Origin of the sequence: Plantactinospora veratri (assembly GCF_036421995.1) — a bacterium.
Taxonomy (GTDB): domain Bacteria; phylum Actinomycetota; class Actinomycetes; order Mycobacteriales; family Micromonosporaceae; genus Plantactinospora; species Plantactinospora veratri.
On the sequence record NZ_JAZGQL010000031.1, the window covers coordinates 1 to 19,282 of the forward strand.

Sequence of the window (19,282 nt, forward strand, 5' to 3'; positions counted from 1 at the left end):
GAGCCCTTTCCAAGCTGATCTTTGCAGCTCAGGGCGGGTGCAGGCGGCCCGGCATCGATGAGGGCGAGGCTCCAGGTAAGACAGCAGTCGACCAAGATCCGATGCCCCGACCGGGAGCCTCGCCTGTGCTGTCTTACCCCTCGACGATCTCGCTGTCCAGCCGCACCCTGAATCACCTCGCCGAACTCGTCCGCCAGCGCCGGAACCAGCGCCGCTCCCGGTGGAGGCGCCTCGCGCCGGGACGGCAGGCACTGCTCGCGCTGGCCCACCTGCGCAACGGCGACACCTATACCCGACTGGCCGCCGGGTTCGAGGTCGGCGTGGCCACCGCGTGGCGGTACGTACAGGAAGCGATCGCCCTACTCGCCGCCGCTGCCGAGGACCTGGCCACGACCATGCAGCGGGTCCGAAGCCTGGCCTACGCGATCCTGGACGGCACGCTGATCCCGATCGACCGGGTCGCCGAGCAGAAGCCGTACTACTCCGGAAAGCACAAGCGGCATGGCGTCAACGTGCAGGTCATCGCGGATGCCGCCGGTCGGCTGGTGTGGGCGTCACCGGCTTTGCCAGGCTCGGCACACGACCTGACCGCAGCCCGCACCCACGGCATCGTCGATGCCCTGACCAGGGCAAGCGTGATGACCTTTGCCGACAAGGGCTACCAGGGTGCCTGCGGCAGCGTGCGGACGCCGTTCAAACGGAGCCGATTCCGACCAAAGCTGTCACGCCGGCAGAAGGCAGTGAACCGGGCGCACGCGAAGATCCGTGCCCGCGGCGAACGCGCCATCGCCACGCTCAAGACCTGGAGAATCCTTGCCAAGCTGCGCTGCTGCCCACGTCGAGCGACCGCGATCGTGCAGGCCATCCTCGTCCTGCACCACGTCGAAGCCGACCGCTACGCAGGATGAAAATGGCTCATAGATGTAGATGGCCGCAGTGGTGACCGGGCTCGCGTGGCCCATGTCGTGCTGGATGATTTTCAAATCTACTCCGGCCGCAGAGGCCACAGCCGCAGCGGCGTGCCGCAGGTCATGCAGCCGCACTGGCGGCAAGTCCATCTGCTTCACTAGCTTCGCAAACCGACGGGTCAGCCAGTCCGGCTGCACCGCGCGGCCATTCGCGTGGGTGAAAACGCGTCCCTTCGGATCCACGCCGCAGCGCCGACGTCGCTGCCCGTGCCACAACTCCCACAACAGCCTCACCGTTGCCTCGTCGAGCGCCAGCGTTCGCACTCCGGCAATCGACTTCGGCGGCCCGAGATGCTCTTGCCCGCCGAGGACGATAATCTGTTCGCGGATCCGCAGTTCACCCGCAGCCAGGTTGATGTCCTCCCAGCGCAGTCCCGCCATCTCGCCCCGGCGTGGTCCCCGCAACGCGACCAGCCACCACAGCACGAACAGCGGGTCATCACGTACCGCTTCAAGAAACCTCGCCAAGTGATGCAGGTCCCACACCGCAACCCGCGGACGGACGCCGGTTGCGCGCCACGCCGCTTCCTGCTCGTCATCCCAGACCACAACATGCGGCCGCGCGCCGTTAGGCAGCCGCAGATTCCGGGCAGGGTTGTGACCTACCATTCCCTGCCGCCATGCCTCCGACAGCGCGCTTCGAAGCACTGCGCGGTGTCGGCTCACGCTCCCCGGCGAAATCAGCCGTCCGCCACGAACCACCGTATGGGAAATCACATCCATCGCCCGCTGGACATCCCGCACACGCAGCTTGCTCAGCCGGTGATGCCCCAGATGTGGGATCAAGTAGGTCCTCACGCTGCTGCGGTAGTTGACCATTGCTGAGGGCCTCAGCCGGCCCTCCATCTCCGATAGCCAGAACTCCAGCCATCGCCGCACCGTCCACATCCGCGCCAACGCCCTTTTACCCGGCACCCGGGCCAACTCCCAGCAAGCCCGCTCTGCTTCGGCAAGCGTGGCGAACCCACCTCGCCGTATTCGCACACGACCACCAGCGGGAGATGGCAATTGCAGGGAGAAGTACCACCGGCCGTGACTAGCGTTAGCCAGTCTGGGACACCGAGAACCGAGCTGCTTACGTGTATCGGCGCTGCGGCAGCCACATCGACGAATCATTTTTCCAGGCCCGTCGGATGCGCCCAACGTGTAGGTGACCTTGCTCGGGAGGCGGCCGCTGGGCCTCCCCTCGGTGCCATAGACGCGACCATCACACCCTGCGGCATCGATGGTTCCGACGCGACGATCGAGGAGGTCCGTCGACGGGCGGGTGTTGCGCTGTTGAGCGTTGCGGCCTTGTTCCCGCAGCGCATCGACGATGGGGCGTGCGACCGGTCCAACTGCCCGAGGCACGGGGTACCGGTGAGCGGCATCCTGCGGTGAGCGGTTGCTTGGCAGTCGCCGCCAAGCGCACCCGCTACGGTCGGTACGCAGAGTGGCCGCGACGATCGCTCGAAGGATGCTCGCCTCTGGCCATCCGGCCCGACGGAGTGCGGGTGGCAACTGCGGAGCGTGCTGCCGCTGCTCGTCGGTCAGATTGAAAAAATGCTCACTCTCATGGGGCATGCCCCCGTCAACGAGAAAATCAAGATCACGAGTCGCACACAGAGTACGCCGTACTGCTTCGAAGCATCTACAGCCCGTCCAACAACCCACCGTAGCCGGACATCCAGACTGTGATCATCTGGTGAACCCGCCGCGCGGGGTTACCAGTCAGCAGCTCAGAGCCTTTGGGGGGCTTGAAATCGTGTGTCCCAGCCCTGACCCACACGTGACTCACACGACTCCAGGGCATATAGCCATCTGGCTATATGCCCTGGTCAAACTTGCGCGCCCGAAGGGATTCGAACCCCTAACCTTCTGATCCGTAGTCAGATGCTCTATCCGTTGAGCTACGGGCGCAGGTGCCGGGTCAGTCTACACACCAACCTCAGCGCGGAGACTCCGGGATTCGAACCCGGGAGGGGCTTTAAGACCCCAACCGCATTAGCAGTGCGGCGCCATAGACCAGACTAGGCGAAGTCTCCCCGTGGTCTCACCAGACCACGTCGGTCGAGGATACAGGGAGGCCACCCGGCGGAGCAAAACGACTTCCCGAGGGTACGCCCGGCCCGGGTCGGCCCGCCCCGCCAGGTTGAACGTTACGACCCTCGCCGATTCCTGTTCGGTGCCGATCCGCCACCGAGACTAGGCTCACGTGATATGGAGGAGCAGCCGCCCACCGAGCCGCCACGACGCCGCCCGGAGCCGAGGTCCACGCGCCGCTCCGGCCCGGCCAAGGCCACCTTCACCCCCGCTCCGGACCCGGAGACGGCCTCGGAGACGGCCGACCGGCCCCCGACGCCGCCCCGCCCCCGTGCCCGCAAGACGCCTCCGACGGTGCTCTTCCAGCCGCCTCCCGAACTCGAGCCACCGACGTCGGGGCGACCGCCCGCTCGACCCGCCCAACCGTCGGGAACGCCCGCCCAGGCGCCAGCGAGCCCCGCGCAGACGTCGGGAACACCCGCGCAGCCGGGTCCCGCCACACCGCCCTCGGCCGCACGACGGGCCGTCCGGGTTCCGCCAGCCACGGTGCCACCGCCGACCCACCCGCAGCCCACCGGCACGACTCCGGCTGAGGGATCCGGCGCGGCGACTGGATCCGGCGCGGCGACCACGGACGCAACGGCCGCCCCAGCAGCCAAGCCTGCCGCCGCCGACAGGGACACCGTCGACGGGGAGACCACGGCGGACGGGCAGACCACGGCCGACGCCGGGTCGCAGGGCGGCACCACGACGGCGCCCGCCGCGTCCAGGGCCGCCGGCAAGAAGACGGCCGGGACCAAGGCCACTGCACAGAAGATCGGCACGGCGAAGAAGGCCGGCACCGCCAAGAAGGCCGGCACCAAGAAGGCCGGCACCGCCAAGAAGGCCGCCGCCGCGAGCAAGGAACCGGTGGAAAAGGTCGGCGGCGTGACGAAGGCCACGGCCAGGAAGGCCGGTACGGCGAGGAAGACCACCGCCGAGAAGGGCGTCGGAACGCCGTCGTCCGAGCCCGCCACCGACGCGGTCGACCCTTCCGTGAACAGGATCACGACTCCCGTGGCAACCGGTACGCCCGCAGAACCCACCGGCATCGGCACGTCACACCCGGTCGGTGCGCCCGACGACACCGTCCCGGCCGACCGGGTGGCTTCGGGGCGTACCTCTGGCCGGGAGGCGCGCCCCTCGACGGTCCGGCTGATTCTCGACCACCCCGGGTACGCACCCGAGCTGCTCGCCCTGGCCGCCGTACGCGGACTGGGTCCGGAGGCCCGCGCCTGGGCGGCCTGGGTCCGGGCCACCTACCCGGGTGCCACCGCCGACGGCCTGGTCCGGCTGGCCACCCGGCGGTACGTCCGGCTCGCCGCCACCGGTGCCGCTCTCTCCACGGCGACCGGGGTACTCGCCCCGCTCGCCGAGCTGGCCGCCGTCTCCTGGGCGCAGGCCGGCCTGGTACTGCACCTGGCCGCCGCCTACGACCATGATCCGACCGGGTCGGAGCGGGCGGCCGACGTGCTGGTGCTGACCCGGGTCCACCCGGACGTGGCCAGTGCCCGGGCCGCGCTGGCGGCCGCCGAGGCGGCGATCGCCGGACGCCGGCAGGACCCCGGCCCGGCTGCGCCGACGGACGACGCCCCACCCGCAACGGACGACGCCAGGCCCGCGAGGGACGACGCCAGGCCCGCAACGGACGACGCCTCGGACGAGGATGTCGACGCGGAGGTGGGCCGGCTGGTCGAGGCGGGCTGGCGGCTGGGTGCGCCGATCGTCGCCCGGACCGCGAACTGGCTTGCGCTGCGGCTGGCCGTACGGCGACTGCCCGGGGCGATGACGTTGGCCGCCGCGTTGCAGGGTTCCGCCGACACCGAACGGCTCGCCGCCCGAGCCGTCGGGTACTACCGCTCGGGAGCGGGTCGCCGGATCTGACCGGACGTCCGGCGGTGACCGTCGGGGACGAAGCGGGCGCCTACAGCCAGTCGAACCACTCCTTGGGCAGCAGCGCGTAGCCGACGAAGGCGGCCACGTCCAGCAGGGTGTGCGCCACCACCAGCGGCAGCACCCGCTTGGTGCGCAGGAAGAAGAGCGCGAACACCACTCCCATGACCGCGTTGCCGACGAACGCGCCGAAGCCCTGGTAGAGGTGGTAGGAGCCGCGCAGCAGCGCGCTGGCGGCGACAACGGCACCGATCCGCCACCCCAGCTCCCGAAGTCGGGTCATCAGGTAGCCGACCACGACGACCTCTTCGAGGATCGCGTTCTGCGCGGCCGAGAGGACGAGCACCGGGACCGCCCACCACAGGTCCGGCAGGCTCGCCGGGACGACACTGGCGTTGACTCCGAGGTGCGCGGCGATCCAGAAGAGGCCGAGCCCGGGCAGGCCGATCGCGGCGGCCAGCGCCGCGCCCCAGGCCAGGTCCGGGCCGGGCCGGCGGGCGTCCAGGCCGAGTACCTCCCGGGCACCGCCCCGGCGCTGCTCGGGCACGGCGTCCGGGGCGAGCAGCCCGTCGCGGTCCAGGATCCGGTCCCGGTCCAACAGGTGTACGGCGAGCAGCACCGGCACGAGGGCGAAGGAGATCCCGAGGAGCTGGTACGTGAGGTCGAGCCAGGGCCGCGCCGACTGCGAGGCGTTCAGCGTGGCGGTCTGCTGGGAGAGCGGCCGGTCGGCGGTGAGCCGGGCGACGATCGTCACCGCCGAGTAGACCGCGGACTGTCCCAGGGACAGCCCGAGGACCAGGAGCACCTCGGTGCCGAGCACCCGGCGGGAGAGCGGGCGGGCGAGATCAACCGTCACCCGACAACTGTGCCCGATCCGACCGCCCGCCGGGAGCGTCCGACCGGTGTCCCGGCACCGCCGTTTCGGACCCGGTCTGGTCTGGTCCCGCCCGTCCCGCCTGGCCGGGTCCGGCCGGGTCCGAGCCGAACCACATTTCCGGCCGGCTCGCAGCCATTCCGGTCCCGATCGGAGTCGGTTCTCCGACAACGACCGATCGAGCGTCAATCGCACACTCTGTGCGACCGGCACTGACTCACGGTATTCATTCTTATTCGCGCAGTGGCCCCGACCGAGAAGGTGTCATGGACAACCTCGCGCAGCTGTTGAAGGAGAGCTGGACCCTCGTCGAAGACCGGCGGGACAAGATCGGGGAGTACTTCTACGCCCGGATGTTCCTGTCCGATCCCGCCCTGCGCACGTTGTTTCCGGTGCAGATGAGCGGCCAGCGGGACCGCCTGCTGGAGGCGATCGTGACCGCCGTCCAGACCATCGACGATCCGGAGAACTTCGACGACTATCTCCGGTCGCTCGGTCGTGACCACCGCAAATTCCACGTCCGGCCGGCGCACTACGACACCATGGGCACCGCGCTGCTGGCCGCGCTGGCCGAGGTCGCCGGTGAGCAGTGGACCGTCGAGTACGACCAGGCGTGGCGGGACGCCTACCGGGTGATCGCCGAGCGCATGCAGGCCGGCGCGGCCGACGACCCGAACCCGCCGTTCTGGCACGCGGAGGTGATCGGCCACGAACGCCGGGGCAGCGACGTCGCCGTACTCAGCTGTCGGGCGCTCCAGCACCCGCTGCCCTACCGGGCCGGGCAGTACGTCAGCATCGAGGTGCCCCGATACCAGCCCCGCCTGTGGCGGACGTACTCGATCGCCAACGCCCCGCGCCCGGACAACACGCTCGACTTCCACGTCCGGGCGGTCGGTGCCGGCTGGGTCTCCAGCGCCCTGGTACGCCGGGTCAAGGTCGGTGACCTGCTGCGGGTGGCCGCCCCGATGGGCGGGATGACGCTGGACCGGTCCTCCACCCGGGACGTGCTCTGCGTGGCCGGCGGTGTCGGTCTCGCCCCGATCAAGGCGCTCGCCGAGGAACTGGCCGGCTACAACCGCACCCGCTGGATGCACGTCTTCGTCGGCGCGACCAGCCGTGACGAGTTGTACGGGCTGACCGAGCTGCACGAACTCGCCGCCGCCCACCCCTGGCTGTCCGTCATCCCGACGTGCAGCGCGGATCCCGGCTTCTCCGGTGAACGGGGCGAGATCGCCGAGGTCTTCGCCCGGTACGGCCCGTGGACCACCCACGACTGCTACGTCTCCGGATCGGCCTCCCTGGTCCGGTCCGCGCTCCGCGCGCTCGCCGCCGACGACGTGCCCCCGGAGAACATCCGGTACGACGCCTTCGGCGACCTCTAGACACCCTCCCTCTCCCCCCAAAGCCGGGTCTCCGTGCCCTCCTCTCCGTAGGGCACGGAGACCCGGCTCCCGTTTCGGGGGCTGCCGCCGGGCGGGTCAGTAGCGCCAGGGGTTGCCGGTGTCCCGGTATTCCTCGATCGGCACCAGCGGGACCTCCGGGTCCATCCGGTCGACGTAGAGCCGACCCTCCAGGTGGTCGATCTCGTGCGCGACCAGGCGGGCCATGGCGAGTTCGAACGATGTGATCATGCGCCCGCCGTCCCAGCGCGCGTGCTCGACGTCGAGCCGCAGCGGCCGGGCCACCAGGCCACGGAGGTCGAAGAGGGAGAGGCAGCCCTCGTACTGCTCGTCGGTATCCAGCGCGGCGTCGACCACCCGGGGGTTGAGCAGTACGACCGGTTCGGCGTCCCGGTCCGGTGGGCGTACCACGGCGGCGGCCCAGGGCAGCCCGATCTGCGGTGCGGCGAGCCCGACCCCCTTGCTGAACGGGTGCAGCTCGTCGAGGCGTTCCAGGGCGGCCCGGAGCCGGGCCACCACGTCCCGGGCGTTGGCGTCGTCCCGGGGCAGGTCGAAGTGCCGGGCCGGCTGGCGGAGCAGGTCCGCGCCGAGCTGCACGATGCCGGCGGCCCGCATCCGGTCGCTGGCCCGGCCCTCCGCCGATTCGGCGGGCGCGGTCGCGGGGGTGGCCGGCTGGGCCCGGTAGCGCCACTCCAGGCGGTAGCGGGCGTTCAGCGGCGGGTCGTCGGTCGACCACTCGAAGAGCGCCCGGCCGCCCTCGTCGTGCCGGACCAGTGGCGTACGCAGCGGCCCCTCCTCGGCCGAGAGCGACGTCTCCACGCCCCAGACCTGCGGATCGAGGTCGAGCGGCAGGTCGAGCCGGAGCGCGAGCCGGCGGGTGGGCAGCCGTACCGCCCGCTGGAACCACTGCCCCCACTTGTCCTGGTTGACCCGGTAGGAGTATTCGGTGGTGACCCGCTCGCCCGGGTACAGCGGAAACCGGCCGTCGCCGTTCTCGAAGAGCAGCCACACCTCCTTGAACGCGTCCCGGTCGTGCTTCTTGCGCCACTCCATCGGCTCGCGGCTGCCCTGGTCGTCGCAGAACGCCTGGAGGTCCAGCTCGGCGAAGGTCAGCGGGTTCTCCCGGTGGTGCCGGTTGGACCGGGCCGGGTCGTTGGGATAGCGGTCCACGGCTATCCGCACCAGGTAGCGGGTGACCGGCTCCGTACCGGCGTTGTAGAGCGCCCGCCGGATCACACAGCGGTACGCACCCTCGTGGTAGGCGAGCGTCGCGGTCTCCTGCTCCACGATCAGGCCGGTGCCGGGCGGCATCCACTGCTCGGGTACGGGCGGGTCGCGGTGCGCTACCGCACTGGAGCGGGCCTGCCGCAGCTCGTCGTACTCCTGGAAGCGCTGCCAGATCGCTCCGGCGGCGCCGAGTACCGCCTCCGCGCGCCGGGCGAAGTCCTCGGTCGGCCGGTGTCGCCGACCCTCGACATGGCTGACGTAGGAAGGGTCGAACCCCATCCGGGCCGCGAGCTGTTTCTTGGTCATGCCCCGCTCGACCCGCCGACGGGAAAGCTCGGCCGCGAACGAGTCGGCAGCCCGCTCGATTGGCGTGGTCATCAGGTTCCTCTGGCCGGGAATCTCAGTTTGCTGGCCGAGCCGGCCAGTCTGACAGAACTGGCGCGTTAACGACAATGGCTTGACATTCCGGTCTCCGTGGATGATCCTCCACCGCCCGCTCCTGGCGTACCGGTCAGATCTTCGACGTGTCGAGGGCGAACATCGCGGGTCGGGATGCGCGAGCCCCCTACTCTGGTTAGCCTTGCCTTAGTAGGCTATGGTGACGGTCGGTGTCAGACATGGGGGGTTGATCCAGGTGTTCCCGAGGCAGACCAGTCCGGTTGCGGCCGTCGTGCCGGGCGCCTGCCCGTCGACCGGAACGCCCCGAGACGGCGACCCAGCGTGACCATCCTGATCGGCGACCGCGCCGCCGCGCCGCTGGCTCCGGTCAGCGCGACCCTGCGGGCCGCCTTCGGCACCGACGAACTGCCCGGCCTCGCGACCGGCCTGCTGGTCTCCGACGAGACCGGCTGGTCCTCGGCGACCGAGCTGGTGGACGGCACCCGGCTGCCCGAGCTGTTGGCCGTCACCCGGCAGCGCTGGGGTGCCACCTCGCACGCCGCCGCCGCACTGGCCTGGAAGTCCTACACCTACTGGCTGCTGCTGCCCGTGGTGCTCGGCTGGGCCTCCGCACGCCGGGTGCCGCTGCTGCGCCCCGCCGACGTGCTGGTCCGGTTCGAGGACCATCGGCCGCTGCTCACGCTAGGCATGCGCCGCAGCACCGAGATCGCGGTGCTCCCCTCGGACCCGCTGGCCCTGCACGGCCTGCCCGAGGTACGCGTGGTGCTGGGCGAGGCCGAACTGCTCGCCGCGCTGCGCGCGTCCCTGCTCGACGCCCACCTGACCCCGATGCTCGACTCGCTGCACCAGCAGGTCCGGGTCGGCGCCCGGACGCTGCTCGGTTCGGTCGCCTCGGGCGTGGCGCACGGCGTGCTCCGGGCCGCCGACGCGCTGCCCGGCGGCTCGGCCGAGACGATCGGGACGCTGCTGGAGACCCTGGGCGTGGCGGACCTGGTCGAGCTGGTGCCTGGTCCGACCGGCGAGCTGACCGTGCAGCGCAAGACCTGCTGCCTGGCCTTCACCCTGCCACAGCCCAAGGTCTGCGCCGGCTGCTGCATCCGTACCCCCTGAGCCCGCCGTCAGCGCTCCGACCCGGCTCCACCGCCCCGACGAGCCGAGCCGTCACCGGAGGATCCCGGAGCGTGGCGGCCGATCGGGAGATCGACACTGGACCGTTATCCCCGCGTCACGCCGGACGAACGTCCTGGGGCTATGTTCGGGTGGTCTGGAACGAAAACGCCCCCGAACTGGTCACAACCGATGCCTGAAGTCACGAGTTCGGCTCGCACGAGTGCCCCAATTTCCCTACGGTCGTCGTAGATGGTTCACTCTGTCGGTCCAGTGCAGGTCGAGTCAGAGCGTGAGGGATCTACGCATGGCAGAAATAACTGGAGATCAACGTATTCAGGAAGAGGTGCTCGAAGGCCTCGCCACCGCCGTCAACCACCGACGCTGGTTCGTCGAGCTGGCGCTGCCCTACCTGGGCAACAACCCGATCGAGATCGGCAGCGGCCTGGGCGACTACGCCATCGAGTGGGCACCGTTCCTGGAGCGGTTCACCGCGACCGAGGCTGACCCGGACCGGCTGGTCGCGCTGAAGGAGCGTCTCGCCAGCGAACCGACCATCGAGGTGCGGCAGATGCTGCTGCCCAACACCGAGCAGGGTGACTACAGCGCGGCCGTCTCCTACAACGTGCTGGAGCACATCGAGGACCACGTCGGTGCGCTGCGGAGCATGCGCAACCTGGTCCGGCCCGGCGGGGCGATCGTGCTGATCGTGCCGGCCTTCCAGTTCGCGATGAGCCCGGCCGACATCGCCACCGGGCACGTCCGGCGCTACACCAAGAAGACCATGCGGGCCGCGCTCGAAGAGGCCGGCCTGGAGGTCGAGACGCTGCACTACGCCAACGCGCTGGGCCTGATCGGCTACTACATGGCGACCAGCGTCTTCCGGCTGATGCCCAAGGAAGGGCCGATGGTCAAGGTGTACGACAGCCTCGTACTGCCGGTGACCAAGGCCGCCGAGCGGGTGGTCCGGCCGCCGTTCGGCCAGTCGGTCTTCGCGGTCGCCCGAGTGCCCGCCTGAAGCCACCGCGGGCCACGGGCCGGCATCGGCTCGTCTCGCCGGATGCCGGCCCCGCCGCCAGCCTCAGCCCTTGACCTGGTACGTCGGCCGGATCACCGCCCGAGCCAGGGTGTGGAAGGTCAGGTTGAACCCGACGTACGCCGGACTCGCCTCCGGGGTGAGGTCGAGCTTCTCCACGTCGAGCGCGTGCACGGCGAAGACGTACCGGTGCGGGCGGTCTTCGGCCGGCGGCGCGGAACCGCCGTACGTCTGCTCGCCGTAGTCGTTGCGCACGCTGAACGCGCCCTGGACCCCGGCCGACGACTCCTGCCCGGCCCCCCTGGGCAGCTCGGTCACCTCGGCCGGCACGTTGACCAGCACCCAGTGCCAGAATCCGCTGCCGGTGGGCGCGTCGGGGTCGTAGCAGGTGACGGCGAAGCTCCTGGTCTCGGCGGGGAAGCCCGTCCAGGCGAGCTGCGGCGAGAGGTTCCCGCCGCCGACGCTCGGGTGGACGAACTCGGCCGCCATCGGCTCGCCGTTCTGGACGTCGTTACTGGTCAACGTGAATGCCGGAACGCTCGGCAACATCTCGTACGGGTCGGGTGGAACGGGTCGGTCGAGAGTCATCGCGATGTCCTTTCCGCACAGCGGGTGGCTCGGGCCGGGCAACCGGCACCGTGCCCTTTCTACCCGTTCGACGGGTAACCACCCGCGCGGACCTCACCGGGACCGGTACGCCGGCCGCCGTGCCGCCGCTACGGCTCGGTGTCCTGCGGCACCGCGTCGGCGGCGATCCGCAGCGCGGTGGCGGTGACCCCGGGCGGCGGTACTGCCGCGCGGCGGTGGATCTCCACCACCATCGGGCGGCGCGGCTCCTCGACCCGGGCCAGATAGCCGCGTGCCGCCGCCAGCGCCTCGCAGTGCAGGACACCGCAGATCCGGCAGATTCCCTCGGCGTCCGAGGCGTGGTCGGCGACGATCCGCCGGGCCACCAGGATCAGTCGGTTCCGCACCTGCACCGGGGTGAGCCGCAGCTCCATGGCGCCCTCGCTTCGCTCCGTACGCCCACTCGGGCTTGACTGTCGCCAGCGGCCCCGTACCGCCGATTTTCGTGGAAGATGTGCACGAAGAATCACCGCGCGATTACTACGCGTAGAGCGTAGGGGTACGCCCCGCGTAGTCGTCAACAGAGTGTGGAACATCTCCCAGGTGGCGGACCAGGCCCCACACGGACAGATCCACAGCGGCAGAAAACGGAGACATCGGAGGTCCTCCTCGAGCGCCCCTCGACGAGGAGGTGCCGTACGCCGAGGTTGTGTACCGTCCGAAGTGGTGCTCCGGGGTTAGGGCCCGGACCACCCACCCAGCTCTAACCTGGGACGGTTCCCATGTACGACGTCGACCCGTACCTCGCCCCGCTTCTCCGCCGACTACGACAGGAGCGAGGACTCTCGGTCCGTGCCCTCGCCCAGCTCGCCCACCGGTCGAAGAGCCACCTTCACGAACTGGAGACCGGCCGCAAGTTGCCGACGATCCACGTCGCGCAGCACCTCGACCAGGTGCTCGGTGTCGGCGGCGCGCTGGCCGCCTGCCTCACCCCGGCACAGTCCGCCCGAGACGAGACCGAGGCCGCGTCCCTCGCCCACCTCGTCGACGCGACCGACGTCAGCACGGAGGTGCTCTGCGCCGTTTCGGCCAAGCCGGCGCGGTTCTGAACCTCTAGACGTGGCGAGCGAGCGCAGTCGCCGGTGGACGGCGTCAGGGCTGGTACTCGCCACGGGTGCGGGGCAGCCATTGCGGATGGGTGTTCCGCAGGTAATGGATCAGGCCCTCGCGAAGGTCGCAGCGGAGATCCCAGGCGCTCGGCCCGTCTGCGGCGGAGGCCTGGACCTGGATGACCACGGTCTGCGGGGTGGCGTCGACCATCTGCAACACCCACTGGTGCCGGTCCCACAGCGGCGACGACTCGACGAGCCGTCTGGTCACCTGCCGGAGGTCGTCCAGGTCGGCGGTGTGATCCACGTGGATACGGATCTCGCCGACCACCCGGGTCTCGTGCCGCGTCCAGTTCTGGAAGGTGTGTTCGGTGAAGTAGGTGGTGGGCAGGACGAGCATCCGGTCGTCCCAGAGCCGGATCACCACGTTGGTCAGCTTCACCTCCTCGACCCGTCCCCATTCGCCGTCTATCACCAGCACGTCGTCGACATGCAGACTGTCCGCGAAGGCGACCTGGATGCCGGCGAAGGCGTTGCCGAGCGCGGTCCGGGCGGACAGGCCGATCACCGCGCCGATCACGCCTGCCGAGGTCAGGAAGGTGAGCCCGAACGAGCGTACGGGCCGGAAGGTGACCAGGATCAGGCCGACCGCCACCACTATGACGACAGCCGACGTCAGCCGGCGTACCGGGCGGATCTGGGTACGGGCACGGCGGATTCTGCGGTCGGCGACCGTTTCGCCCGGCAGCCGGCTAAACGCGACGCCCTCGGCGACGTGCAGCGCCTTGACCACCAACCATCCGGCGCTAGCGATCAACAGCAGCAGGATGACATGGCGAACCACGCGGACCCACTCGTTCCCACCCGGTGGCAGCGCGATGTACACCGCCGCGAGCAGCAGCACCACCGTGGTCGGGCGGCGGCAGGCCTGGCGCAGTGGGGTCAGCAGCCACCGGTAGCGGCCACGGGCGAACCGGCGGACCAGCACGCCGGTCAACAGGTCCACCACCACGGCCGCGCCGACCGCGGTCAGGACGATCAACGCTGCGCGCAAGAGGTCCCGTCCGCTGCGGTCCTGGTCCCCATCCTTCGCGGCTCCTCACTCCGTGGTACCGCATCAGCTTGACACCGAGCGGTGGCGACGGGGCGCGTATCGCCAACGGTCGCGCCTTCCGTGGACCGACCGTGCCGCCGGGTCGGCGAGAAGTCTGGCTGATCAGGACCCGCCCAGGCCGGTCACCAGGTTCACGGCCACGGCGAGGATGACCGTGCCGAACAGGTAGGACAGCAGTGCGTGGCCGAGGGCAGTCTTCCGGATCCGCGTACTGGCCGGTTCGCTCTCCGACACCGCAAAAGACATGCCGACGGTGAACGCCAGGTAGGCGAAGTCGGTGTAGGCCGGTAGCTCGCTCTGTTTGAAGTCGATCCCGCCATCCTCAAGGTAGAACATGCGTGCGTACTTGAGGGCAAATACGGTGTTCATCAACCCCCAGGACAGGATCGCCGTGATCACACTCACGATGACCAGAGTGACCGCGAGCGCGTCCTGATTGCTTGACGAGTGAACGAGGGCCCAGGCCACGGCGCCGAGGCTGGCCACCGCGGCGATCAACACCGCGCCGTCGGTGGAGCGTGACCGGCTCTCCTCCTCGGCGAGTCGTTCAGTGCCCTCCGGCCCCTGATGCCAACTGATCCGCCAGACCCAGAACAACACGACGGTAGCGGCCACGTTCCAACCGACCAGCGGAAACAGTTCGGGGAACCCGAACACCGCGACGACCGCGGCGACGACGGCGCCGGCGGCCAGCGAGATCGACAGGCGCCGTACGGAGAGGATCCGGTCCGGCGTTCGCATTTTGTCCTGACCCATGGGGCTCAGGATTCCAGGCGGTCGGAGGAAGGTCGGCCAGCCATGCCGCGCTCCGCCCGGATCGGTCGGAGCGCGGCACTCCCGGCACCGCTTGCGCCCTCGCCTTGGCCGCCCCACCATCCTCGCGATGTGCGCCGCCGCCGACGTAACCACCAAGCGCGGAGACCTCACCGAGCAGGACATGATCCGACTGACCGTCAACGGAATGCCGCCCGATCAACACCCATCTCCGAAGCACTGATCCGCTGGGCCGCCATCAACGCCATGACCCGCAGCCTTACCCGAGGCGCACCAACCACCCACCAGCAACGCCGTACCGACCATCAGCGGCCCTGATGGCTCCTTCTCAGACACCCTCTTAGGCAGAGGAAGAACTAGGGGGGCCTAAACTACGATACGACTCCACCATTGATAACTGTTCCCCAAGCAGTCATTAAGTCGAAGCCCCTGCGAAACGCTGTAATCGAGGCATAGCCCACTCTGCGGATGGAATAGCAAGTCATCCAAGTCAGTCAGGTGTCTCCACTGCTGCTAGGGGTTGCCGACTTCACACAGCACCAGGCGCACACCCTGCGAGACGCTGGCATCAAGACATAATCCCGTGCTCGGATGAATGAGGTACCAAGTAATAAGTGCTTCGCTAGCTGATCCCGGTCTCGCGTCACGTTGCTGCTCGGACGATGCCTGAGAGGGCGCAGCGACGGCAACTACCCCGGTCAGGGTTATCGCCACAGTGATAGAAGATCGTTTCAGGACGTGCTTGATTCGCGTCATGCCCCGTTCTCGCGTCGGATCGAACTGTACGATGAGGTTGATCAACGCTCGGACTTAGAGTATGCAGGTGATTCCTACTCGTCAATGGGTAGCTATCGTGGGGTGACTAGTTGTTACCGTGGTAGCTAGACAAGACCGCTAAGCTCTGCTAGGTCAGTCGCCGCGAGCATGTGGTGGAGCAGTCGGACTTTTCCGCAACGCTGCCGAACGGCTCGGCTTGCCGGTGATCACCCTGCACATGGGTCGGCACACGGCGGCGACGCTGGCGCTGGCGGCGGGGTGCCGGTGAAGGTCGTCAGCGACCAGGTGGGTCACGCCACGACGACGATCACCGAGAACCTGTACCAGCACGTCCGCCGGGCCATGCACGACGGGGCGGGCGGAGGCGGTCGTGGCGCTGTTGCCGGACCGTGAGCGTCGGGATGTGGCCCAGTGACGGCGCGTCGTGTCCATGGCGTGTCCAGAGCAAAGGGGCACCGGCCGGGCGGTACCCCTCGGGTCCTCGACATGATCTGTATTGCCGCAGGTCAAAGCGGAGGGCGTGGGATTCGAACCCACGAGGACGTTGCCGCCCTACCGGTTTTCAAGACCAGCGCCATCGGCCACTAGGCGAGCCCTCCCGGACCGTGGCCGTCCTGGGACGGCGCTGCACGGCCGTGCCTAGTGTGCCATGACCGGCGGCCGGCCGGGCGTACCAGCCCGGGGACCGCCGACGGATCGACGGGCGTACCCGGCCGAGAGCCACGGGACCACCGGAACGATCACGGGCTCGCGGGTCGAGTCTTGGGGCGGAAGGGAGATCGGGTAAGACTGGAGCGATGAAGGCGATCACGATTCCCGAGCCGGGTGGACCCGACGCGTTGGTCTGGGCCGACGTGCCCGAGCCGACCCCCGGGCCGGACGAGGTGACGCTCGACGTCCGGGCGAGTGGGGTCAACCGGGCGGACCTGCTGCAACGCCAGGGACACTATCCGCCGCCGTCGGACGCTCCGCCGTACCCCGGTCTGGAGTGCGCGGGCGTGGTCAGCGCGGTCGGCGCCGAGGTGACCGGCTGGAGCGTCGGCGATCCCGCCTGCGCGCTGCTCAGCGGCGGTGGCTACGCCGAACGGGTGGCGGTGCCGGCCGGTCAGCTCCTGCCGGTACCGGAGGGGGTCGACCTGGCCGACGCGGCGGCACTGCCCGAGGTCGCCTGCACGGTCTGGTCCAACGTGGTGCAACTGGCCCGGCTCGGCATCGGGGAGACGCTCCTCGTGCACGGCGGCGGCAGCGGCATCGGCACCTTCGCGATCCAGCTCGGCGCGGCCCTCGGCGCCACCGTGCTGGCCACGGCCCGGGGCGGCAAGCACGACCAGCTCCGCGAGCTGGGCGCCAGCGGTCTGGTCGACTACGCCGAGGAGGACTTCGTCGAGGCGACGAAGCGGCTCACCGACGGCCGGGGCGCCGACGTGATCCTGGACATCATGGGCGCCTCCTACCTCGGGCGTAACGTCAAGGCGCTGGCCACCGGCGGCCGGATCGTGGTGATCGGCCTCCAGGGTGGCCGCAAGGGCGAGCTGGACCTGGCGGCGCTGCTGGCCAAGCGGGGTTCGGTGGCCGCGACCGCGCTGCGCTCCCGGCCCGCCGCCGAGAAGGCCGCGATCGTCCGGGGCGTACGCGAGGAGGTCTGGCCGCTGATCGAGTCGGGCTCGGTCCGCCCCGTGATCTACCGCCGGCTGCCGATGTCCCAGGCGGCCGAGGCGCACCGGGTCGTGGAGTCCAGCGACCACGTCGGCAAGGTGCTGCTCACGGTCGACTGAATCACCCGGTCCCGTCGGCCGGGTCCGGCTCCGGGGACGGGAGCGGGGACGGGGCGGGCAGCATCCGGCGCGGGCCGCTGCCCTCGGCGGCCAGCTCGTCGCCCGGGTTGTAGAGGTTGCAGCTGCGCAGCGAGAGGCAGCCGCAGCCGATGCAGTTGGTCAGGTCGTCGCGCAGCCGGGTCAGCAGCTCGATCTTCTCGTCCAGCCGGCGACGCCAGCGGGCGGAAAGCCGTGCCCAGTCGGCCTTGGTCGGGGTACGCCCGTCCGGCAGCTCGGCGAGGGCCTCCCGGATGTCCTCCAGCGAGACGCCGAGCTGCTGCGAGATCCGGATGAACGACACCCGGCGCAGTTCGGCCCGGTCGAAGCGCCGCTGGTTGCCGCCGGTACGCCGGGCCCGGATCAGCCCGAGCCGCTCGTAGTAGCGCAGCGCCGAGGTCGCCACGCCGGAGCGGGCGGCCAGTTCCCCGATGGTCAGCCCCTCCTGCCGCACGTCGATCCTCCCCCGTCCCGAAGGGCTTGAGTTGAAGCGCACTTCAACTTGCAGGGTAGAGGCATGACGACCACAGCAGCCCCGCCGGGGCGTACCCGCCGATCCGCGCCGAACCTGCGGCGCTCCGAACTTCCGGCCGAACTCTGGCCGCTGCTACGCCGGCTGACCGGCGACGAGAAACACGCGCCCAGCGCACACTCGACCCTCGACGTGCTCTGGGTGCTCTACGACCGGATCCTGCGGGTCTCCCCGGCGACCGCCGACGAGCCCGACCGGGACCGCTTCCTGCTCTCCAAGGGGCACGGACCGGCCGCCTACTACGCGGTGCTCGCCGCCAAGGGCTTCATCCCGGAGCACTGGCTCGACGACCTCGCCGGCCCGGAGAGCCGGCTCGGCCACCACCCGGACCGGGTACTGGTCCCCGGAGTCGAGATCGGCACCGGCTCGCTCGGCCACGGCCTCGGGCTGGGCGTCGGCACCGCGCTGGGGCTGCGCGCCCAGGGCCTGGACCGACCCCGGGTGTACGTCCTGCTCGGCGACGCCGAACTCGACGAGGGGTCGAACCACGAGGCGATGGCGTACGCCGGGGCGACCGGGCTCGGCACGCTCACCGCGATCGTGATCGACAACCAGTCCGCCAGCCACGGCTGGCCGGGCGGGATCGCCAGCCGGTTCACCGTGCACGGCTGGTCCGCCAGCACCGTCGACGGCCGCGACCACGACGCGATCGAGACCGCCCTCACCGCCGCCGGACCGGATCGGCCGCACGTGGTCGTCGCGGTCGTCGACGCCAAGGAGTGACCGACGATGCGGGACACCTTCATCGACACCGCCACCGCGCTGCTGGACGAGGAGCCGCGCACCGCCGTCGTGCTCGCCGACATCTCGGCGTCGAGTTTCGCGCCCGCCGCCCGGGCGCACCCGGACCGGGTGCTCAACGTCGGCATCCGGGAGCAGTTGATGGTCGGGGTGGCCGGCGGGCTCGCCCTGACCGGACTGCGCCCGATCGTGCACTCGTACGCCACCTTCGCCGTCGACCGGGCGTACGAGCAGCTCAAGCTCGACCTCGACCACCAGGGGGTGGGTGCGGTGGTGGTCAGCGTCGGCGCGTCGTACGACGGGGCGAGCATGGGCCGCACGCACATGTCCCCGGGCGACGTGGCCCTGCTGGACACCCTCACCGACTGGACCGTGCACGTGCCCGGGCATCCGGCCGAGGTGCCGGGGTTGCTGCGGGCCGCCGTCCGGCACGACGACCGGGTCTACCTGCGGCTCTCCACCCAGGTCAACGAGGCGCCGCTGCCCGGGGCGGGGCGGCTGACGGTGCTTCGCCGGGGCTCGGCCGGCTCCGCCCTGGTGGTGGCGGTCGGCCCGATGCTCCGGCCGGTGCTGGCGGCGGTCGCCGGGCTGGACGTGACGGTCGCGTACACCCACACCCCGCGCCCGTTCGACGTGGTCGGGCTGCGGGAGCTGGCGGGTGCCGCCACCTCGGCCGGCACCGCCCCGGCGGTGGTACTGGTCGAGCCGTACCTGGCCGGTACGTCGAGCGCGCTGCTCGGCGCGGCGCTGGCCGGGGTACCACACCGGTCGCTCTCGCTCGGCGTTGGCCGCACCGACCTGCGGCGTTACGGCGAGCCGGCGGACCACGCCCGGTGGCACGGCCTCGACCCGGCGGGGCTGCGCCGGTCGATCGTCGAGTTTCTGGGCTGAC

Annotated in this window: 16 protein-coding genes, 3 tRNA genes and 1 pseudogene; 9 read left to right on the plus strand and 11 right to left on the minus strand. The window is 70.2% G+C overall.

The window, feature by feature from the left end; all coding sequences use genetic code 11:
• The first annotated feature begins 125 nt into the window (after positions 1-125).
• The gene (locus V1634_RS29910; RefSeq protein WP_331211154.1) at positions 126-908 is read left to right on the plus strand and encodes a transposase family protein; all 783 of its coding nucleotides are present in this window, start codon (positions 126-128) and stop codon (positions 906-908) included.
• Between the two features lie 24 nt (positions 909-932).
• Here V1634_RS29910 and V1634_RS29915 read toward each other — a convergent pair.
• From V1634_RS29915 to V1634_RS29925, 3 genes and pseudogenes are all read right to left on the minus strand, one after another.
• Positions 933-2,531 (minus strand): annotated as a pseudogene (locus V1634_RS29915) (tyrosine-type recombinase/integrase); the annotation flags it as partial.
• 263 nt (positions 2,532-2,794) lie between these two features.
• Positions 2,795-2,867: transfer RNA gene (locus V1634_RS29920), tRNA-Arg, on the minus strand.
• A 34-nt stretch (positions 2,868-2,901) separates the two neighbouring features.
• A tRNA-Ser gene (locus V1634_RS29925) sits at positions 2,902-2,992 on the minus strand.
• Positions 2,993-3,536: 544 nt separating this feature from the next.
• On the opposite strand from V1634_RS29925, the gene V1634_RS29930 reads away from it, so the two are divergent.
• Positions 3,537-4,913: a hypothetical protein gene (locus V1634_RS29930; protein ID WP_331211079.1), complete on the plus strand. Its 1,377-nt coding sequence runs from the start codon at positions 3,537-3,539 to the stop codon at positions 4,911-4,913.
• A 40-nt stretch (positions 4,914-4,953) separates the two neighbouring features.
• On the opposite strand, the gene V1634_RS29935 is transcribed toward V1634_RS29930, so the two are convergent.
• Entirely contained in the window at positions 4,954-5,778 is an 825-nt protein-coding gene (locus V1634_RS29935; protein ID WP_331211080.1) for a CPBP family intramembrane glutamic endopeptidase, read from the minus strand.
• A 284-nt stretch (positions 5,779-6,062) separates the two neighbouring features.
• Here V1634_RS29935 and V1634_RS29940 point away from each other — a divergent pair, with 284 nt between their 5' ends.
• A complete protein-coding gene (locus V1634_RS29940) occupies positions 6,063-7,178 on the plus strand; it encodes a globin domain-containing protein (protein WP_331211081.1) in 1,116 nt (371 codons plus the stop codon).
• A gap of 96 nt (positions 7,179-7,274) precedes the next feature.
• Here V1634_RS29940 and V1634_RS29945 read toward each other — a convergent pair whose 3' ends face one another.
• On the minus strand, positions 7,275-8,801 hold the full coding sequence (locus V1634_RS29945; protein WP_407951872.1) for a peptide deformylase: 1,527 nt from the start codon (positions 8,799-8,801) through the stop codon (positions 7,275-7,277).
• A gap of 351 nt (positions 8,802-9,152) precedes the next feature.
• Here V1634_RS29945 and V1634_RS29950 point away from each other — a divergent pair, with 351 nt between their 5' ends.
• Both V1634_RS29950 and V1634_RS29955 read left to right on the plus strand, forming a co-directional pair.
• On the plus strand, positions 9,153-9,932 hold the full coding sequence (locus V1634_RS29950; RefSeq protein ID WP_331211156.1) for an IucA/IucC family C-terminal-domain containing protein: 780 nt from the start codon (positions 9,153-9,155) through the stop codon (positions 9,930-9,932).
• Positions 9,933-10,236: 304 nt separating this feature from the next.
• On the plus strand, positions 10,237-10,947 hold the full coding sequence (locus V1634_RS29955; RefSeq protein WP_101368967.1) for a class I SAM-dependent methyltransferase: 711 nt from the start codon (positions 10,237-10,239) through the stop codon (positions 10,945-10,947).
• A gap of 63 nt (positions 10,948-11,010) precedes the next feature.
• Here the strand turns inward: V1634_RS29955 and V1634_RS29960 are convergent, their stop codons facing one another.
• Together V1634_RS29960 and V1634_RS29965 are read right to left on the minus strand one after the other, a co-directional pair.
• Positions 11,011-11,553 (minus strand): YbhB/YbcL family Raf kinase inhibitor-like protein, encoded by a 543-nt coding sequence (locus tag V1634_RS29960; protein ID WP_331211082.1) that lies wholly within the window; start codon positions 11,551-11,553, stop codon positions 11,011-11,013.
• Between the two features lie 128 nt (positions 11,554-11,681).
• On the minus strand, positions 11,682-11,966 hold the full coding sequence (locus tag V1634_RS29965; protein WP_331211083.1) for a hypothetical protein: 285 nt from the start codon (positions 11,964-11,966) through the stop codon (positions 11,682-11,684).
• A 348-nt stretch (positions 11,967-12,314) separates the two neighbouring features.
• Between V1634_RS29965 and V1634_RS35565 the strand changes: the two genes are divergently transcribed.
• Positions 12,315-12,641 (plus strand): helix-turn-helix domain-containing protein, encoded by a 327-nt coding sequence (locus V1634_RS35565; protein WP_407951873.1) that lies wholly within the window; start codon positions 12,315-12,317, stop codon positions 12,639-12,641.
• A gap of 43 nt (positions 12,642-12,684) precedes the next feature.
• Here V1634_RS35565 and V1634_RS29975 read toward each other — a convergent pair whose 3' ends face one another.
• The 3 genes from V1634_RS29975 to V1634_RS29985 form a co-directional block, all read right to left on the minus strand.
• Positions 12,685-13,695, minus strand: a complete 1,011-nt coding sequence (locus V1634_RS29975) for a mechanosensitive ion channel family protein (protein ID WP_331211084.1) — start codon at positions 13,693-13,695, stop codon at positions 12,685-12,687.
• 162 nt (positions 13,696-13,857) lie between these two features.
• Complete coding sequence (locus V1634_RS29980; RefSeq protein WP_331211085.1) at positions 13,858-14,511, minus strand: DUF1345 domain-containing protein; 654 nt, start codon at positions 14,509-14,511, stop codon at positions 13,858-13,860.
• Positions 14,512-15,818: 1,307 nt separating this feature from the next.
• Positions 15,819-15,905, minus strand: a tRNA-Ser gene (locus V1634_RS29985).
• 198 nt (positions 15,906-16,103) lie between these two features.
• Between V1634_RS29985 and V1634_RS29990 the strand changes: the two genes are divergently transcribed.
• Complete coding sequence (locus V1634_RS29990; RefSeq protein WP_331211086.1) at positions 16,104-17,081, plus strand: NAD(P)H-quinone oxidoreductase; 978 nt, start codon at positions 16,104-16,106, stop codon at positions 17,079-17,081.
• A gap of 1 nt (position 17,082) precedes the next feature.
• Here the strand turns inward: V1634_RS29990 and soxR are convergent, their stop codons facing one another.
• The gene (gene soxR / locus V1634_RS29995; protein ID WP_331211087.1) at positions 17,083-17,571 is read right to left on the minus strand and encodes a redox-sensitive transcriptional activator SoxR; all 489 of its coding nucleotides are present in this window, start codon (positions 17,569-17,571) and stop codon (positions 17,083-17,085) included.
• A 63-nt stretch (positions 17,572-17,634) separates the two neighbouring features.
• On the opposite strand from soxR, the gene V1634_RS30000 reads away from it, so the two are divergent.
• Positions 17,635-18,372 (plus strand): transketolase, encoded by a 738-nt coding sequence (locus tag V1634_RS30000; RefSeq protein WP_331211088.1) that lies wholly within the window; start codon positions 17,635-17,637, stop codon positions 18,370-18,372.
• 6 nt (positions 18,373-18,378) lie between these two features.
• A complete protein-coding gene (locus V1634_RS30005; RefSeq protein WP_331211089.1) occupies positions 18,379-19,281 on the plus strand; it encodes a transketolase family protein in 903 nt (300 codons plus the stop codon).
• The last annotated feature ends 1 nt before the right edge of the window (position 19,282 follow it).

What these genes read in the sequence shown, in the direction of transcription:
- V1634_RS29945 (WP_407951872.1), bottom strand. Translation starts at nt 8,801, where the DNA reads ATGACCACGCCAATCGAGCGGGCTGCCGACTCGTTCGCGGCCGAGCTT.
- V1634_RS29990 (WP_331211086.1), top strand. Translation starts at nt 16,104, where the DNA reads ATGAAGGCGATCACGATTCCCGAGCCGGGTGGACCCGACGCGTTGGTC.
- V1634_RS29955 (WP_101368967.1), top strand. Translation starts at nt 10,237, where the DNA reads ATGGCAGAAATAACTGGAGATCAACGTATTCAGGAAGAGGTGCTCGAA.
- V1634_RS30000 (WP_331211088.1), top strand. Translation starts at nt 17,635, where the DNA reads ATGACGACCACAGCAGCCCCGCCGGGGCGTACCCGCCGATCCGCGCCG.
- V1634_RS29940 (WP_331211081.1), top strand. Translation starts at nt 6,063, where the DNA reads ATGGACAACCTCGCGCAGCTGTTGAAGGAGAGCTGGACCCTCGTCGAA.
- V1634_RS35565 (WP_407951873.1), top strand. Translation starts at nt 12,315, where the DNA reads ATGTACGACGTCGACCCGTACCTCGCCCCGCTTCTCCGCCGACTACGA.
- V1634_RS30005 (WP_331211089.1), top strand. Translation starts at nt 18,379, where the DNA reads ATGCGGGACACCTTCATCGACACCGCCACCGCGCTGCTGGACGAGGAG.
- V1634_RS29965 (WP_331211083.1), bottom strand. Translation starts at nt 11,966, where the DNA reads ATGGAGCTGCGGCTCACCCCGGTGCAGGTGCGGAACCGACTGATCCTG.
- V1634_RS29960 (WP_331211082.1), bottom strand. Translation starts at nt 11,553, where the DNA reads ATGACTCTCGACCGACCCGTTCCACCCGACCCGTACGAGATGTTGCCG.
- V1634_RS29980 (WP_331211085.1), bottom strand. Translation starts at nt 14,511, where the DNA reads ATGGGTCAGGACAAAATGCGAACGCCGGACCGGATCCTCTCCGTACGG.